The 18,804-nt window shown below is 68.4% G+C and carries 5 protein-coding genes (1 of these 5 running past the window's edge); all 5 read right to left on the bottom strand.

Annotation, left to right across the window (positions count from 1 at the left end):
- Positions 1–100 precede the first annotated feature (100 nt).
- Complete coding sequence (locus MJ603_RS04850) at positions 101–1,915, bottom strand: ABC transporter ATP-binding protein (protein ID WP_243062514.1); 1,815 nt, start codon at positions 1,913–1,915, stop codon at positions 101–103.
- Complete coding sequence (locus MJ603_RS04845) at positions 1,912–3,786, bottom strand: ABC transporter ATP-binding protein (RefSeq protein WP_243062513.1); 1,875 nt, start codon at positions 3,784–3,786, stop codon at positions 1,912–1,914. Before MJ603_RS04845 ends, MJ603_RS04850 begins: the two co-directional genes overlap by 4 nt.
- A 547-nt stretch (positions 3,787–4,333) precedes the next feature.
- Positions 4,334–5,404: a Glu/Leu/Phe/Val dehydrogenase dimerization domain-containing protein gene (locus MJ603_RS04840; RefSeq protein ID WP_243062512.1), complete on the bottom strand. Its 1,071-nt coding sequence runs from the start codon at positions 5,402–5,404 to the stop codon at positions 4,334–4,336.
- A 149-nt stretch (positions 5,405–5,553) separates the two neighbouring features.
- The gene (gene ddaH / locus MJ603_RS04835) at positions 5,554–6,762 is read right to left on the bottom strand and encodes a dimethylargininase (protein ID WP_279238638.1); all 1,209 of its coding nucleotides are present in this window, start codon (positions 6,760–6,762) and stop codon (positions 5,554–5,556) included.
- Positions 6,763–6,902: 140 nt separating this feature from the next.
- A protein-coding gene (locus MJ603_RS04830; RefSeq protein WP_243062511.1) for a hypothetical protein crosses the window boundary here: on the bottom strand, positions 6,903–18,804 show its 3' portion. 18,695 nt of this gene lie beyond the right edge of the window; the window shows 11,902 of its 30,597 coding nt (coding positions 18,696–30,597); its start codon lies beyond the right edge, outside the window; the stop codon is at positions 6,903–6,905.

Raw genomic sequence — 18,804 nt, 5'->3', positions numbered from 1 at the left:
TCGTCGCGGTTCCTCCAGACCGCACACACGGCGATGTGCCGTACGGAAAACGACGTTTCCGTACGGCACATCGTGAATTCACCGGTGTGCGTGAAACGGATCACACCAGGGAGTCTCGCCACGCTGCGTGCAGCTGCGCGAAGCGCCCTGTGCCGGAGATGAGATCGGCCGGAGAGCCGTCCTCGACCACTTTGCCGTGCTCCATCACGAGCACCCGGTCGGCGATCGCGACCGTCGACAGACGGTGCGCGATGATCAACGCGGTGCGGTCCTTCAGCAGTGTCAGCAGCGCCTCCTGCACCAGTCGTTCGCTCGGAATGTCGAGCGAGCTCGTGGCCTCATCCAGGATGAGCACTGCCGGGTTCGCCAGGAACGCCCTGGCGAACGAGATCAGCTGCCGCTGACCGGCCGATACCCGTCCGCCGCGCTTGTTCACGTCGGTCTCGTATCCGTCTGGCAGGGACTGGATGAACTCGTCGGCGCCCACGGCGACCGCGGCCGCCCTGATCTCCTCAGGGGAGGCATCCGGCTTGCCCAGCGCGATGTTGTCCGCCACCGTTCCGGAGAACAGGTACGCCTCCTGCGTGACCATGACGATCGCTCGTCGCAGATCCTTCGGGTGCAGGTCGCGCAGATCGACGCCGTCGAGCGTGACGTGGCCCTCCGTCGGGTCGTAGAACCGGGCGATGAGCTTCGCCAAGGTGGACTTGCCCGCACCCGTCGACCCGACAAGCGCGATCGTCTGACCGGCCGGCACGTCGAGCGTGAACTCCGGCAGAATCACCCTGTCCTTCTTGTACGCGAACTTCACATCGTCGAAGCGCACGTGACCGGATGCCTGCCACAGGTCGACCGGACGCGCCGGGTCCGGCACGCTCGGCTCCTCCTCCAGCACGCCCGAGATCTTCTCGAGGGCCGCAGCGGCCGACTGGTAGGAGTTGTAGAACATGGCCATCTCCTCCATCGGGTCGAAGAACCGACGGGTGTAGAGCAGAACGGCCAGCAGGATGCCGATCGGCAGGGCGCCGGTCGCGACCCGGAATCCGCCGACCAGAAGAACCACGGCCACCGTCACGTTCCCGATCAGCACCAGTCCGGGATCGAAGATTCCGAACAGCTGGATGGTCTTCGCGTTGACGTCGCGGTAGTCCTCGACGAGGTCGCCGAACTCCTTCTCGTTGCGCTTCTCCTTGCGGAACGCCTTCACGGCGCGAATGCCCGTCATGGTCTCCACGAAATGCACGATCAGCTTCGCGGATGCCACGCGCGAGCGCCGGAACAGCGTCTGGGATCGCTTCTGGAACCAGCGCGTCAAGAAGTACAGCGGCACCAGCGAGACGAACAGGATGACGCCCGAGACCCAGTCGTTCACGAACATGAAGACCGCGATGAACCCGGAATACAGCACGCCCTGCACCAACTGGTTGATGCCGGAATCGAGCAGCTCGCGAATCGAGTCAAGGTCGCTCGTCTGCCGCGAGATGATGCGGCCCGACGTGTACGACTCGTGGAATTCCAGGCTCAGTCGCTGCGTGTGCAGGAACACCCGCTTGCGCAGGTCGAGCAGAATCGCCTGGCTGATGCGCGCCGACTGCACCGTGTACCACGACACCGTCACAGCGCCTAGGACACCGGTCACCAGATAGGCGACGCCCGTGAGGGCGATCGGCCACCAGTCCTGCGTCTTCAGCGCGCTGATGCCCTGGTCGATGCCGATACCGATCAGCGTCGGCCCGATCACCTGGGCGAGCGTGGAGATCACGATCACCACGAGCGCGAAGACGACCTTCCCGCGCAGCGGCGACAGCAGCGTTCCGAGCAGCTTCAGCGACCGGCGACGGATCTGCCGCGACTCCACCTTCGTGAAGTCGTTGCGCTCCTCGCCTTCGACACCGAGAACAGTTGCGGTGCTCACAGGACTCGCTCCTCTCTGTCGCGCCGCCGCTCCTGCGGCGCGACGCGCTCGTCGCCGTACACGCCGCCGCCGAGCGCTACCTCCTCAAGGACCTCTTCTTCTTCGTCGTCCTCGAGACTCGAGATGACGAACCGGTAATGCTCGTTGGATGCCAGCAGCGCGCTGTGCGTTCCCACCGCCGTGATGCGGCCGGCTTCGAGCAGAGCGACGCGGTCCGCCAGCATCACGGTGGACGGGCGGTGCGCCACGATCAGGGCCGTCGTGGACGCCAGTACCCGCCGAAGGGCGGCCTCGACGAGGGCCTCGGTGTCGACATCCAGAGCCGACAACGGGTCGTCGAGCACCAGAACCTCGGGGTTGGCTGCGACTGCACGGGCCAATGCCAGGCGCTGACGCTGGCCGCCGGAGAGGCTGAGTCCCTCCTCGCCGACCTTCGTGTCGACGCCGTCCGGCAGATCATAGACGAAGCCCGCCTGGGCGACCTGCAGCGCTTCGATGAGCACCGCCTCCGCGCGCGCCTTGGTCCGCTCGTCGTCGCCGACCAGGTCGGCTCTTCCGAGCAGCACGTTGTCGCGCACCGAAGCCGAGAACAGCGTGGCGTCCTCGAACGCCATGGCGATGTGGGTACGCAACTCGCTCCTCGTCAGGTCGCGGATGTCGACGCCGTCGAGTGTCACCGCGCCACCTGTGACGTCATAGAGCCGCGTGGTGAGCGCCGTGAGCGTGGACTTGCCGCTGCCGGTGAGTCCGACGAGCGCCATGGTCTCGCCCGGCTCCAACTCGAGGTCGATGCCGTCGAGCAGGTCCGAATACCCGTCGGGGGTGTCCGGATAGCGAAAGTGGGCGTCGCGGAAGGCCAGCCGGCCCTTGGGATCGGTGACGACCTTCGGCGCTTGCGGGTCGTCGATGGTGTTCGGCGTGTTCATCACGTCGAAGAACCGGTCGGCGGCCGTACGGGTGTCGAAGGTCATCGACAGCAGGAACCCGATCGACTCGATCGGGAACCTCAGCACCGTCGCCGTGGCGAAGAACGCCAGCAGCTGGCCTGCCGTGAGCGAGTTCTGCGAGACCAGCCAGACGCCGACCACGAGGCACAGGGCGAACGCGACGTCCGGCACCATCAGAAGCCAGAGCCAGATGCCCGCGATCGCCTTCGCTTTCGCGATCTCGGTGCCGCGCAGGTCTTCGGCCTGCTTCTCGAAGTTGCGCAGGGCATGGCGGCCGCGACCGAACGCCTTGAGCACGCGGATGCCGTGCACCGACTCCTCGACGGCGGTCGCGAGGTCGCCCGCCTGGTCCTGGCTGCGCCTGGCGATCACCGAGTAACGGCTCTCGAACACGTAGCCGTAGATCCACAGCGGAATCGAGCACACGATGAAGATCACCGCGAGCAGCCAGTTCCACGTGACCAGCACGATGAAGCCGATCAGGATCGTCACGATGTTCACGAAGAGCAGCACGAAACCGAAGCTGATCCAGCGGCGGATCAGGTTGAGGTCGCTGACGGCGCGGCTGAGCAGCTGACCAGAGGGCCAGCCGTCGTGGAAACTCACCGGCAGGTCCTGCAGCTTCGCGTAGAACGCGTTGCGCAGGTCAGCCTCGACCTTGGTGCCCGGCGTGAGCACGAACCAGCGGCGCAGCGAGATGAGCACCGCCTCCGCAACGCCGAGCAGGAGCACGAGCACGGCGGACGGCACGACCTGCGACGGGTCGCCGTCCTGCATCGGCCCGTCGACCAGTGCTTGCAGCACGATCGGGATGAGCAGCGCGACGATGGATGCCCCGATCGCCGCGACCATGCCGAAGTAGATGCGGCGCATGGCCGGTTTGGCATAGGGGTAGATGCGAGCGAGCGAGCGGAACGTGCTCATCCGCTTTCCGCCGCCTTCGTGTTCTGGATGTTGGTCGGGTGGGCGGGACAGGTTTGCCTGAGAGGCAGACATGGATCACCGTTTCGTCTGGATGGTGGTTGGTTTTCACTTCAGTGGTGCGCACCTTCTGGTGCGCACAGGGTCGACGAGAAGGGTCGACTGCAGGGAAGAGGTCCGAGCGGACCGGGGATCATCGGCGCCGGCCGTAGCCGGTGACGCCCCGCGCGGGTCGGACGTTCGAGAGTGGCCGTGCGGCCGGGAGATCGGAGGGAGACGGAGCCTGTCGGCTGCGCTACTCCACGAATCCCTGCCGCGGTGCCGCGGCAGCGAACGACCCGATGCTGGACGGCACGAGGCGACCCTCGACACCCCCGCGAACCCGCGTGGTCATCTCGGTCTTCGTCATGTCGTCCTCCTCAGCATCGAACTGCGTCCGTGCGTCGCCAAGCCGGTCCGGGCATCCCTGCCCTGAGCGAAAATCGCGACAGCAGATCAGGCTATACCTGTTTTTCTGCTGTGCGCAACGAGAACATCACCATCCACGAGATCAGGCGAGAACGGGCACCGCATCCAACCGCGCCATCGCGAGCGCCTCCGCTGCGGCGAGCGTCGTGACGTCGCGTTCGGCGGCATCCGCGAAGATGCGCGTCACGGTGTCGCCGATCTGCTCGACACGCTCCCTCGTCGCCTCGGCGGATGCACCTGGGCGGCTGAGCGTGTCGAGGAAGATCACGCCGCCGGCGTTCACCACGAAGTCCGGCGCCCACAGGATGCCACGCGCGCGCAGTCGTGCCGCTCCGGCTCGTTCCGCAAGCTGATTGTTCGCCGGCCCCACGACGGCCTTCACCTGCAGCGCATCGATCACGTCGGCGGTGAGGATGCCGCCGACTCCTGCCGGCACGAACACGTCGCCGGGCACGAGCGCTGCCTCGTCGGGTTCGGACCACCGTGCGCCGAGCCGTGCCGCGAGCTCACGCTTGGCGGGGTTGACGTCGGTGACCGTGAGAAGCGCGCCGTCGCTTGCGAGCCGTGTCGCGAGCAGCGAACCGACGTGCCCGAGCCCGAGCAGCGTGATGCGACGACCGGCGACCGAGCGCTCTCCGAAGACGGCCTCGACCGTGGACAGGATGCTCGCGTACACACCCTGCGCTGTCGCGTCACTCGGCTCGCCGACGCCGCCCTTGTCGGACGGCAGCCCGCAGACGTCGTTCGTGCGTTCGGCGACGACCGCCATGTCGTCGGCGCTCGTACCCACGTCCTCCGCGGTCATGTAGGCACCGTCGAGACCGGCGATCGCGTCGCCGAGGTCGAGCATCACGTCACGCCGACGCTCGGCATCCAGCTGCACGCCGTGGGGCAGGTAGACCACAGACTTGCCACCGCCGCGATTCAGGCCGGCTGCCGCGTTCTTGAGCGTCATGCCTTCGGCGAGACGCAGCGAATCGTGCACGGCCTCGAGCCAGTTGTCGTACGTCCACAGCCGGCATCCGCCGAGGGCTTGCCCGAGACGGGTCGAATGGACCGCGATGCTGATCGTCAACCCGCTTCGCGGACCCTTCACGATCACGAGTTTCTCGTGCGGAAGGTCGATTCCTGTCGACGCTAGAAGGTCGGGCATGACGGACAACGGTGTCTCCTTCGATGGCTGTGGCAACGGGGTGTTGTGTCACAAGCGCACCCCGCCTCATGGGCGGGGCGTACCCCACCATCTTGCCACGCCGGCCGCCCGTCGCGCACGGTGGCGCGGGCCGTCAGGAGGTCAGCCCGTCAGGAGATCAGGATGCTCAGGCAGGTGACGCAGCCCTCGAGCTTTTCGAACTCCGAGATGTCCACCGTGATGACGCGGTATCCGAGGTCGCCGATCAGCGCCGCCGTCTTGGGCGCCGATGCCGACACCAGCACGGTGTCGGCGGAGAGCACGACGGCCGCGACTCCTGCCGGCTCCGGAACGGGCAGGAAGCGGTCGAAGACGCTCGTGTCGGCGATGAGCTCGGCGTTGCCGATCACGGTGCCGTCGGGCAGGGCGGTCGCCGTCGACTTGAGGTGCAGCGCACCCTTCACGGGAACCGCGACGACCGAGAAGCCCTCATCGTCGGCGATCACACGCAGCTGGCGGATGCCCTCGGCGTTCGTGCGCTCGCTGCGACCGACGTAGAGGGTGTCGCCGACGCGCAGCACGTCGCCGCCGTCGAGCGTTCCCGGCTCCTCGATGCGATCGATGCGCAGCCCGAGGTCGGTGAGCACGGCTTCGGTGCCCGGCGTCTCACCACGACGCTGCTCGGCACCCGAGCGGGCGATCACGGCAAGACCGTCGAAGACGATGGCGGTGTCCTCGACGAACACGGAGTCGGGCAGCACCTCGGCGGATGCCACCTCCACGGTGTCCCAGCCGGCGCCGGAGAGCGCGGCGACGTAGGCATCCCACTGCTCGTCGGCCTTGGCGGTGTCGACAGGCACGCGGTCGATGTTGCTGACGAGGCCCTCTGCCAGGTTCGTGGCAGGGATGCGCACCAGCGCCACCTTGCGACCCGTGACGGCGGAACGGTCGTACACCGTGATCGTGCGATAGAGCCAGCGACCGAGCGTGGGCGTGAGCACAGTGACGAACAGGATGAAGAGCAGGTTGCGCTCGCCCGCCAGAGTCCAGAGGAAGGAGATGTCGGGCTTCTGGCCGTTGGTGGCCAGGTAGATCATGCTGTCGATCGTCGTCGCGATCACACCGGTCACCAGACCGGTGATGAGTGCGCCCCACCAGGTGTTCAAGGCGTCGAACAGCGAAGCAGCGGCGATCAGAACGAACGCGAACACCGATGCCAACGTGAAGAACCCGCTCAGCGACACGATGGCGGCCCAGCCTGCGCCCTGGAGCAGGAAGGCCTCGTTCGTCAGCACCACCGTTCCCACGTGCACGAGAAGTGCGACGACGAAACCGGTGAGAACGGCGGCCACGATCTTGCGGCCCCAAGCGACAGTCATGGCTGTCACCCTATCCGAGGGGACGCTATGGACCGGCTGGATGGCGGGGGTCTCCGGCCGGGTTTCGAGATGCTCGCCGGAGGGTTTCGAGACGCTCGCTTCGCGTGCTCCTCAACCAGCGGGAAATCGGAGCTGTTCGCTCAGTCGCGACGGGTGCGGCGGCGCAGCTGCAGAAGCACGAGGCCGGAGAGCAGCGTGAGGAACACCAGGACGAGGCCGGGTGCGGTGTCCGACCCGGTTGGCGCGAGCCCAGAGCCCGACGCCGCCGTGCCGTTGCCTCCCCCGCCGGACGGCGGTGCCGGCGGGACGGGCGGCTTCGGCGGGACAGGCGGGTTGGGGATGACCTGCGCCGGCTGCAGGTTGACGTAGACGTTGGCGATCGGCGCGTGCTCGTACGCCGGGTCATCGCTCTCGCTGGAGTGGCTCACCGTCTCGACGATCTCGTTCGGGTCGATCACCGTGCCGGGCTCGTACCGCAGGTAGATGGTGTGCGCCGTCGTGTCGCCCGCGGCGACGACGAGCATGACCATTGTCGAGTAGGTGATGCCGTCGAGAGAGACGAGGGCGTAGGGATCGCCGGGGCCGTACGCGACCGAGATGGTGATGTAGACATCCGCGATCGGCGCCGTCGCCAGGCGGATCGTGTACGTGGCCTGGGTCTTGCCGGTCGACCGGATGACGGTGCGACCACCGGTCTCGGTGACGACGATCTGCCCGCCGCCCGCGAGCGGATCGACCACGGGGATCACCGGGAACACCGGCGGATCCTCGTCGGGCAACAGGGTAGGCAGCAGCGTGATCGGCCCGGCCTGCTCGCGAGTCGGCGCCGCGCGGAAGTTGCGGATCACCAGGTGCAGCCCGTCGCCGGTTGCGCCGTTGATGTTCGAGGAGACGTGGCCGAGACCGCCGACGATGTCGAGGCGCACCGTGCTGACGCCCGCGCCGCCGTCGGCTGTGACGAGTCCGTTCGACAGGAACCCTGACCCGACCTGGAGGGTGCGCAGCACGAACGCGTCGTTGCCGCCACCGGCCTCGAGGCGAAGCTCGGCGAGGTTGTGGTTGACGATGAAGGTGTCGTTGCCGAGCCCGCCGTAGATCGTGGTCGGGAAGCTGACGCCGTCGCTGACGTACCCGAAGCCGGTCTTCACGGTGGGGAACGAGTCCTCCGGGTGCACGTCGGGCGCTACGCGAGGCACCTTGTAGAGCTGGCCGACGATGAACGTGTCGTTGCCTGCTCCGCCGTTCAGGGTGGTGATCGTGCTGTCGTCATCCACCGCGAACAGGTCGTTGCCGCCGAGCCCGTTCACCGTGAGCCGGGCGTTGATGTGGTCGTCGTAGTCGATGCGCTCGGCGGCGAGCGTGGAGTGGAGCAGTGCGACGAACGCCGGCTGCTGCGCCTGCGCCTCGTCGGGGATGATGGACGACCCGCGCAGCAGGAACACGTCGGGGCCGTCCGAGCCGTTGACGGTGAGCGTGTTGAGCCCACCGCGAGCGCCGGTGTTCAGCACCTCGATGCGGTAGTCGTGCTTCAGCGGATCCACGCTGCCCCACGTGGTGACTACGTAGGCGTTGTTGCCGAGCTCACCGTCGAGGTGGAGCGTGTCGCGCACCGGCTGGCCGTCGTACGGGTCGCCCGAGGTGTCGAGGTGCGTGGTCGTCATCGTCTGCAGATGGTCGACGACGAAGGTGTCGTTCCCGTCGGGCGCGCCTGCGATGGCGGAGGGCCCGCCGAAGACATCCGTCTGCCCGCCTAGGTAGGTGTGGTCGAAGACGAACGTGTCGTTGCCGGCGCCGCCGAAGATCTCGGTCGGCTGTCCGGTGAGCGTTCCGCCGAAGGAGAGGGTCGACCCGATCGGCGTCGCCGGGTTCTGCCCGTACTCCGCGTAGATCGTGACGGTGGCGCCCTGGATGATCGCGCCGGCCGGCTCGAAGAGGTCGTCGCCGACCTGCAGCAGAACGTCGGTGCCGGCGGCGTGTGCGACGGCGCTGCCGGCGACGATGCGCCCCTGCGTGACGAGCTCGGCCCCGTCGAGGGTCTGACCGTCGTTCACGATCGTGAGGTCGGATGTTCCGCTGCCGTCGAACGGGACGGCCAGCCGAACGCTGCCGAACATCGACTCGGCGCGCAGCACCGTGAGCGGGCCGGCGGTCTCGGTGATGTCGATCTCGGCCGGCGGGTCGGCGCCGACCGGGAGCGACGGCGTGCGGTCGGTGAGCGCGTACAGCCGGCCGTCGGAAGCGGTGTCGATGTTGAACGTGGCCCCGCTCGCCCCGATGGAGCCGTTGTGCGCGATCAGGTCGATGTTCGCGCCGACCACCTGCACGGCATCCGTCGAGTCGTCGTCGAGGATCGAGCCGTCGTCGTTCGTCAGCGCCACGTCGCCGGTGAGCGAGTCGACGAGGGCGACGTACAGGTCGCCGGTGGTCTGCGTGAGGTAGATGCCGTTCTGTGCGATCGCGAACACGCTGCCGCGCGCGGCGTTCGAGGAATGGATCTCGAGGTAGTTCGCGTTCGGCGTGACGTAGCCGATGCCGCCGAACAGGGCGATCATCGTGATCGTGTTGCCCGTGACGCGGGCGCTGCCGTCGTGGATGGCGTCGACGTCGAAGATGGAGGCGCCGGCGGAGTCGGCGGCGATGAGGGTGACATCCGAGTTCGTCGACGTGATGGTGCCGACCCGCAGGTCGCTCACCGTCTCAGTGTCGACGATGGAGCCGTTCGTGTACAGGTCGATCTCGCCGACGCCGTCCTGCGTCGAGAACGGCACGGGGAACTCCGCCCCCGTGAGCGTGGCGTCGACGTTCGTCGTGACGTCGAGGTTGAGGTTCGCTCTGGCGGCCGTGTGGATGACCCGGATGTCGTTGCCGGCGGTCAGATCGGGGAACACGTACGTGCTGTCGTACGGCTGGTTCACCGTTCCGAAGGCGGTGAGCACGAGCGACAGGTCGTACGACGGCGTCTGGTCGGGGTGGAAGTACACCTTGTACTGTCCGGTCGGCGGGAACGTGGTGCCGATGTGGTCGGTGTTGTAGACGTTCACCTGCAGGTAGTCGGACGAGATCGCGGGCACATCGTTGCCCTGAAGGCTGTCGCCGAGCACGAGGTCGATGTTGTGACCGGCGTGGATCGGCCCGAGGGTCGGCGTGAACGGCACGGCAGCACCGCGCAGGATCGACGTGATGTCGAGCACGACATCCACGAGGGCGTCGGCGACCAGGGCCACGAACCTGGTCGGGTCGACGTTGTCGACCAGGTAGTCGCTCTGCACCAGCTGCACCGGGATGGGCACCCGCACCGTCGTGCCGCCGACGGTGGCGTAGGTGCCGATGGTGCCGGCATCCGCGTAGATCGCCAGGGTGTTGGTGGTGATCATCGGCGAGTCGGGGCCGGCGAGGATGTCGCCGTGCTGGTTGTCGATGTGGGTCGAGCCGATCGGGTTGTAGATCCAGCCGTCGATCACCAGCTGCGGTGTTCCGCCGCCGTCGAGGAAGTTCTCGATGTCGACTGCCGTCGGCGTGAAGATCGGGGTGCCGACGCTGAAGCGGAACGCCGAGCTGTCATCCACCTCGATCTGCATGGTCGCAGCAGTGCTGTTCAGGTTCACGACGCCGACGCCGTGCACGACCATGCTGCGGCTGGAGTGGTTGTAGAGCCTGACGAAGTCGAAGGTGTTCTGCACGGTGAACGTGCCGTCGGTGCCGGTGAGCGTGCTGGCGGGGGCCGTCGCGTTGTTCGGCTGCGTGGTCGGCGTGTTGGCGTGGAAGATCACGGTCGCGCCGCCGGTGTTCGCGATGTTCTGAACCTCGATGATGCGCCCGATCGGAATGGTCGAGCCGAGGGCATAGGTATTCCCCAGGTCGTCTTTCACGACCAGGCCGTAGAGCTTCGTGATGGTGCCGCTTGCATCGATCTCGAGCTGTGGATCGGGCGCGTGCAGGTACACGGTCGCGTTCCACACGATGGTGCGCTGTGCGTTGTTGGTGTCGCTGCCACCCCTGCCTCCGCCGTCGAACACGGCCCCGTCACGGTCGCGCTGCCAGGTCCAGCCGAGCTCGTTCTGCAGCGCCTCGACGTCGAGCGAGCCGGTGCGGATGACCGCGCCTGCCTGTGCCGTGACGTTCGAGAGGCTCTGGTAGTTGTTCGTGGCATCGGAGTCGGTGTCGCCGCCGAAGCAGCCGCAGTTCGCGTTCGAGTGGGCGATCAGCTGGATGTTCTCATGCGCGGCGGTGAGCGTGACCGACTCGTATCCGACGATCTTGGTGTCGTGCTCGATCAGCAGCGTCGAGTTCGAGGTGACGTAGATGTTCGCGGATGCCCGCGATCCGGCGCCGAGCGCCGTCGCGTGAGTGTAACCCTGGTTGTTCAGGGTCATGCCGTCGACGTCGGAGGTGAGGTTGACGGTGTCTGCCGTGATCGCCGCGCCCGGCTGGATGTCGAGGCTGGTGTTGTCGGTGACGTTGATGTCGCAGTGCGGTCCGCCGCACCGCCCGGCGTTCGAATCGGCTCCGAGGCCGCCGGCCTCAGCGTGCGTGCTCACGTTGGAGTACGCCTGGCTCTGCGCACCGAGGTTCGCCGCGTCGCCCGCGGTGAGGTGTCCGGCGATGTTCGTCGTCGCGGTGATCGTGACGGTCGCTCCCGCGTCGGACTCGACGCCGGAGCCTAGCCCCTCGGCGCTGGACTGGCTGGACGCGTCGGCCTGGCCGACCGTGACAGGGGCGATCGTGATGTCGTCGCCGGCGGTGAGTGTCGAGCCGGTGCCGACCGTGACGATGGTCGACGTCGTCACGGTCGACGTGCCCTCTGCGCTGCCGATCGCGACGAGGCCGCCTCCGCTGTTGGATGCGTTGGCCTCGACTCCGGCGTTGGAGTTGGTGGTCACCGTGATGCTGCCGCCGGCGATCAGTGTCGCTCCGCTGCCGATCGTGACGGTGACCGCCGCGGTCTCGTTCGCGGTGGGCGTGGCGCTCGAGGACGAGATGAAGCCGCCACCCGAGCCGTCCACCGTCGCGGTGGACTTCTGTCCGCCGCCCGCCGTCGCGCCTCCGATGCCGAGGGCCGTCAAGGACTGTGTTCCGTTGCCCGCCGAGGTGAGGTCGATGACGAGCTCCTGGCCGCCGCTGCCGCCGGTGCCGAGCTGCACCGGTGCGGGCACGAAGCTGCCGAGGCCTGTGATGCCGGTGCCGTCGAGCGTGATGGCCGCTCCGCCCAGCGTCGTGGACACCTGGAAGCTCGTCGAGGAGGAGTTCACGACGTAGTAGGTGCCGCCGTCGTCCAGTCCCTGGATCGGCTGCCGTCCCGGGATCCAAAGGCTGTGGGTCACGGCTTCGCCTGCGGCCGACTTGTCGGCGGTCAGTGCGATCGGGGTGACCGGAATGGGGTTGTCGTCACCGTCGGTGCATCCGCCGGTGGCCTCGCAGAGTGTGGCGGCGAGCTGGATGTCGTTGGCGTTCAGCACAATGACGTAGTAGGTGTGGCCGTTCACGAGACCGCCGATCGGGTCGGACGCTCCCTCGTAGACGACGGCCTGTCCGGTCGTGAGCCCGTGTCCTTGCACGACGATGGTGTCGTTGTCCTGGTTGACGAGCTGCGGCGGATTCCCCGTGATGACCGGCTGTCCGTTGCTGTCGGTCTCGATGTCCACGGCCTGGCTGGAGAAGCTCACGAGCGGGTCTCCGGCGTGGTAGACGATGGCGTTGCCGTCGTTGTAGGTGTTGCCGACGGTGAAGGTGTCACCACCGGTGACGTTCGACCCGGTCACGGTGACGGGCGCCTGCGACACCGTCGGGTCGAAGAGCTGGATGTGCGAGGCATCCACCACGTGCACCCGGTACTGGTGGCCGGCGATCAGGCCGGGAACGGCGGTGCCTCCGTTCGGCACGACGTAGACGACGATGTCGCCCTCGTGCAGGTTGTGGTTCAGCGGAACGAAGTTGCCGCCGATCGTCGTTCCGAACGCGATGGTGTCCGTCGCGGTGTCGACCCGGGAGCCGTCGAACAGCGATCCCAGCTGCACCGTGTTGCCGCCGATGACGATGACGTTGTACTGCAGGCCGTTCTGCAGTCCGCCGACCGGAGTGCCGCCCTTCGCGTCGTAGGTGACTGTGCTGCCCGTCGTGAAGCTGTGGTTCGCGGTCAGAGTGATCACGTTGGTCGTCGTGTTCACGCCGCTCGACCCGTCGAACTGGCTGGAGTTCGGCGAGGGGGGCGCCTGCGTGTTCTGCTGCGCGGTGGCCGTGATGATGCCGCCCGCGTAGATCTGAGCGCTCTGCCCGATGAGCAGGTTGACGGTGGGGTTGGTCGTGACCGAAGCCGAGTTGTGCGCGAGGTCGAGGGCGATGCCGACGTGCTCGCTCTCGGAGGAGGAGATGGACACCGGGTTGGACGAGACGCCCACCGCGATGTTGTGCACCGTGGCGATCGGTGCTCCAGATGCACCGAAGTCGGTCTCGACGGTGGTGACCGTTGTGGCGACCGCCCCGGCGTTGGCCACCGAGAGACCGCCGACGCTGGTGTCGCTGATCAGCGCGGTCGCGCTGTCGCCGCCGGTCGCGAGGATCTGGATCGAGAGGGCGCCCGGGGTCTTGGCCGTGGCGCCGTGCGCACCGCCGAGCATGCGGGCGAAGGTGTGACCGTTGTCGGTGGCCGCCGGGTTCGCGCTCGAGATCGACCCGAGGCCGCCGTTGGTCGATCCGCCGCGGGCGATGGCCGAGTTCGTGGCGGTCGAGACGACCGACACGGCACCGTTCGGCGCGTTGATCAGGGCGGATGCCCCGATGTTCGCCTGCGTGACGACGCCGCTCGTGATGATCGCCGAGGGAGAGGAGTCGGATGCCCCGGCCAGGCCGAACGCCCGTGCGCCCGAGGTCGAGGCGGCTGCCGAGGTAGAGCTCGCCGAGACCGCCAGACCGGTTCCACCGGTGAGGTGACCGTCGAACTCGGCGCTCGTGCCCGAGGCGACGCGAGCGATCGGGATGCTCTCGTTGCCGGCGATCAGCCCGCCGTCGAGCGTGTCGGTGTTGGAGGTCGCTGTGTTGCCGCTCGTCGACGACACCGTCACGGAGCCCGTGGTGACGAGCGAGCCCGAGCCGTAGGACGCGCTGACGCTCGCCGATCCGAGCACCTCGGCGTCGACCGCTGCACCCGTCACGCTGGCCAGTCCGATTCCGAGCGACTCCGTGGTCGCGGTCGCGGTGTTGGTGCCGGATGCCGTGATGCCGGCACCCGTCGAGCCGAGGATGCTGCCGTTGAATGTCGCGGAGACCGGGGCGGCCACGGTCCCCTTGGCGAAGAACACGCCGCCGTGGATGAGGCCGCCGCCCGTCGAGGTGATCTCGGCGTCTGCCGAGTCTCCGCCTGTGGCGAGGGATGCCCCGACCGTGACGAACCCGGAGGCGGTGAGCGAAGTCGCCGAGCTCACCGTCGCCGTGACACCTGCGGTGGACTGCACCTCGGCGTCGGCGAGCGCGCCGCTCACGCCGATCACGCTGAAGTTGTCGGCGCTCACAGTTGCCTTTGCTGCGTTCTGACCGGACGCCGTCACGATGAACGCGCCCGAGGTGGTCGAGCGGCCGTCGAACTCCGCGTTCGTGCGCGCCGCGATGATCGCGGTCGGGGCGAGGCCGCCGAGCGAGATCACGCCGACCGAGAGCTGCGAAGGCGTCGCGGTCGCGTGGTTCACGGAGGTCGCGGAGACGGTCAGTGCGCCCGAGCCGGCGTTCACCGTGGTGGCGGTCGCGTCCACAACGGCGGTGATGGCCGCGGACTGGGTGATCTCGGCATCCGCTCCGCCGATCGCTCCGCTCAGGATGCCGATCGCGAGCAGGTGCGAGTTCGCCGTCGCCGTGTTGGTCGCGTTCGCGCTCACCGCGAGCCCGTTGGCGCTGAGCACCGGGTCGCCGAGCTCGGCGCCGGTCGCCGCCTCGACGTGCGCGAACGGAAGCGACGCGCTGAAGGTGTAGACACCGATGCTGCCGACCTCGGTGTCGACGCTCGACGAGTTGGTCGCGCCGGCGGATACCGTGACCTTGCCGGTCGAGGCGATCGTTCCGCCGAGCACCGTGGCTGTGGTTGCTGCCGTCGAGGCGATCTGGGCGACGACCCCGGCGAGCGTGACGCCGGCGAAGGTCATCGAGCCGACGACCGTGCTGGCATCCGCGGTGTTCGTCGCGTTCGAGGTGACGGACACTCCGCCCGAGCCGAGCACCATGGTGCGCAGCTCGGCGGTGGTCGGGGCGAGCAGCTCGGCCGCGGCCGTGTAGGCGCCGGCGTTGAGGAAGCCGCCCGCTCCGCCGAGAACCTTGGCGAAGGCGTAGTTGCCGTGACCGGCGCCGTCGACCGTGACGTTCGCCGCGACCGAGACCAGGCCCGTGCTGCGTACGCTCGGGGAGGCCGAGCCGATGCTCGCCAGGATCTTCGCGCTCTGCGCGACCGTCGCGACCGGGAACGTGCCCTGGCCGCCGGCCAGCAGCGTGATGCTCAGCACGTCGGCCTCCGCGCTCACCTGGTTCTGCCCGGTCGCCGAGACCGCGATCGATCCGGATGCCGTCACCATGCCGTCGAGGTGCGCTTCGGTGGTGCCCGTCACGCTGGCGATCGGCAGCAGCAGCGTGATCCCGACGCCACTCACCGTGCCGCCGAGCGCCAGAACGCTCGCGTGGTTAGCCGAGGTGGCGCTCACCGCGACCTGGCCGCCCGCCGAGACGGAGGAGCCGGAGTTCACGCGGGCGAACGTGGTGCGATCGTCCCGAGCCGTGACGACCATGATGCCCGCCGCGATCACCCCTGTGGCGACGCCGAGCGTGACACCGGACGCCGTGTTCACGGCCGAGGCCGCCACGGACATGCCGCCGCTCAGCGTCGCATGGCCGTAGAAGTCCGCAGCCGTGGTTCCGGAGATGTGCGCGACCGCGCCCGCCCCGGTGATGCCGACGCCGATGCCGCCCTGTACCGAGTACGCCTCGGTCGGAACGGTGATGGACGACTGCGCCAGCTCCTTGACACCGCCTGCCGGGGCCGCGCCGCCGATCGTCACGACGCCGATGCCGGCGGTCGTGTCACCGTCGACCTCCGCGTCTGCGACCGCCGCGCCGATCGCCGCAGCCCCGATCGCTATGCCGATGGCGAGCGGGTTCACCGTGCGCGTGGCGTGTGCCTCGACATCCACCGTTCCGCCGGCGGTCGGGATGACCGCGCCGGTGTCGATGTGCGCGTTCTGCACCGCATGGCTGGTGATGACGACCACCTGCGCACCGACGCTGATCAGGCCGCCCTGGCCGGCGAAGGCGATGCCCTTGCTGTTCTCGGTGGTGTCAGCGCGCACGCTCACGTCGCCGCCGGCGGTGACGGACGCGCCAGTGGAGATGCCGGCATCCGCGTTGCTGGTCAGGTTCGCGATGACGACCGAGCCACCCACGGCCGCGATGCCGCCCGCAACGGTGCCCGCGATGCCGAAGTAGGAGTTCTGCTCGTCCGCTCTCATGCGCAAGGCGCCGCCGACGATGATGACGGCGCCGATGCCGATCAGGCCGGCGGTGCCGCGGGGCAGCTGCGGGTTGCTGAACTCGTTGTCGACGATGTCGCTGCCTGGGGCCGCGTCGTGCACCGAGGAGGATGCGCCGGTCAGCGTCGGCGCGATGCGCTGGTTCGTCTTGTCGCCGGAGCCGCTGATGGCTCCGTCGAGAATGCTCTGGTAGCCGCCCGCGCCCGAGCCGTTCGCGGTCGCGCCGGACTGGCTCTGCGCTGTGGCGCCGCTCGACGGGGCGAGGGCGTCCGCCGCACCCTCCCACTGCGTGTGCGACGTGTCGTTCACCGGGTTCAGCGTCGGGTGGTCGACCAGGGCGCCGTACCGGTTGCCGTCCGTGGCCGTGACGACGTCGCCCTTGTTGTAGGTCGCCGCCGACGACCAGGTGCCGCGGTCGACGCCGTTCGCCCCCGAGTTGTACGACGTGGTCGGGTCGGTGCCGACGGTCCAGACCGAGACGGACGCCGCGATTCCGACGGCACCGATGCCGACGCTCAGCGCGTAGCTGGAGATCGACTTCGCGGCAAGGGCGTTCAGCATCAGGTCGTGCGCCGCGTACACGGTCGCGTAGCCGCCGATGTACGCCTGCGTCGTGGTGTCGGCGATGCCGATGTCGATGCCGCCCGCGACGCCGACGATGCCGCCTGCCGCACCGCCGCCGATGGTGAGTGCCTTCGTGGCGTCGGCTGCGGAGACGTTCACCGACTGCTGCGACCCTGCCCCCGCTCCCGTGTTCACCCTGGTGCGATTGAGGATGTCGCTGTCGATGAAGGCTTCCGTCGTGGCGTGCAGCAGGGTGACGTCGATTCCGCCGGCGACTCCCACCGCGCCTGCCCCGACCGCGACGGCGAGGCCGAAGATGTTCTCGCTCGAACCGGCCTGCACTGCGAGGCCGTTGAACGGCGCCGTGCCGAACCCGACGCCGTGGAAGGTGCCGTCGTACACGCCGCCGAGCTGCGTGGCCGGCTGCGTCGCCTTGGCGTCGACCACGCTGCCAGCACCGATGAACGCCCTGGTGTCCTTCGTGATCGAGGTGACCGTCACGCCGATGCCCACGCCGACGAAGCCGCCTGCGACGCCGCCGCCGACCGCGATCACCGTGGTGTCGTCGTGTGCGGAGATCAGCACGTTGTTGCCTGCGGCGATCGTGACGGCGAGTCCGGTGTCCGCGTAGGTGTGAGTCGTGAGCACGACGACCGACGCCGCACCGGAGACCCCGACGAAGCCGACCGAGCCGGTCGCGGAGACCGAGGTCACGGCATCCGTGCCCGTCGCGACGACTCCGACGTCACGGGCCGCCCCGACATACGAGCTTTGGTCGAGGTAGGCGTCGGTCGTGAGCTTCACGACGCCGACCGCCGCGCTGGCGCCGACGCCGACCGTTCCGCCCGCGATGACCGCGGAGACCATCAGCAGGTTGAAGGCGTTGCCTGCGTCGACGAGCACGGACTGCGCCGCGTTCGCCCCGACGTTCGTGGCGTTCACCTGGGCGAGCTTGCCGACGAACGCCGTCGTGGTCGCGGTGACGACGTTGACGCTGCCGCCCACTCCGACGCCGACGATGCCGGCGAACCCTGCCGTCACGCCCGCGGCGGAGATGTCGTCGCTGTTGTTCGCGGTGATCGCCACGCCACGGAACCCGGTCTGGGTGTTGCCGGTGACGGTGTGGCTGCCGAGGGTCGCCGACGGATCGGGCGAGGGCTGATCGCCCTGCTTGACGATGCTGTGCGCCCTGCCGGTGGCCACGGACGGGTCGAGGTTGAGTGCCTGCTGCACGGAGCCGGAGCATCCAGTCGCGCTCGGGTTCGCGTGACAGAGGGAGTCGGCGAGCTGGATCTGGTGCGATCCTGGGGCGCCGGGGATGACGTAGTACTCGCCGCCGTCGACGAGGCCGCCGATCGGGGTGCCGCCGCCCGAGCTGTAGATCACCGGGTCGCCGAGGGACAGGTCGAGGTCGTACGGCAGCGTGATGACGGTGCCGGAGACATCCGACGGCTGGAAGTACGGTGCGGTGCTCGTCGGCGGCGTCGCCTTGTCCGTCGGGTTGAGCCGCTGTGACTCGCCGCCGCGCGCCGGTGCCGTGAGGACGATCGGAGTGCCGCCCGGCGTCAGGGAGAGCTGGATGTCGGTGGGCGAGACGACGTGCACGTAGTACACCTGACCCTGCGTCAGGCCGCCGATCGGGTCGCCGCCGCCGGTGTCGTACATCACCTGCTCGCCGTCGGTGAAGCCGTTCGAGAACGGGAGGTGCAGCGTGATGCCGTCCGGCTGGATGGCGGTCGAGGGCGTGAACCTCGTGTCGACACCCGTCGTGGTGAAGCCGCCGGTCGCGACGGTGATGCCCGCCGCGTTGCCGAGCGCGTTCAGCACCGAGTCGTCGCCGAGGTAGGCGGTCGTGGTCTTCGTGATCACCGGCACCGCCGCGGCGACGCCGGCGCCGACCGACCCGCCGATGGCGATCGCCCCGGCCACCACGGTCATCGTCAGCTGCTCCGTCGCCGCGACCCGCGCGTTGCCGCCG

Origin of the sequence: Humibacter sp. RRB41, from assembly GCF_022761015.1 — a bacterium.
Taxonomy (GTDB): Bacteria; Actinomycetota; Actinomycetes; order Actinomycetales; family Microbacteriaceae; genus Humibacter.
The sequence above is the reverse complement of the archived record's forward strand: the minus strand, read 5'-3'. Positions and strand labels throughout refer to the sequence as shown.

Excerpts from the sequence above, each read along its gene's own strand:
- MJ603_RS04845 (WP_243062513.1), bottom strand. The coding sequence starts at position 3,786 with ATGAGCACGTTCCGCTCGCTCGCTCGCATCTACCCCTATGCCAAACCG.
- MJ603_RS04840 (WP_243062512.1), bottom strand. The coding sequence starts at position 5,404 with ATGCCCGACCTTCTAGCGTCGACAGGAATCGACCTTCCGCACGAGAAA.
- ddaH (WP_279238638.1), bottom strand. The coding sequence starts at position 6,762 with ATGACTGTCGCTTGGGGCCGCAAGATCGTGGCCGCCGTTCTCACCGGT.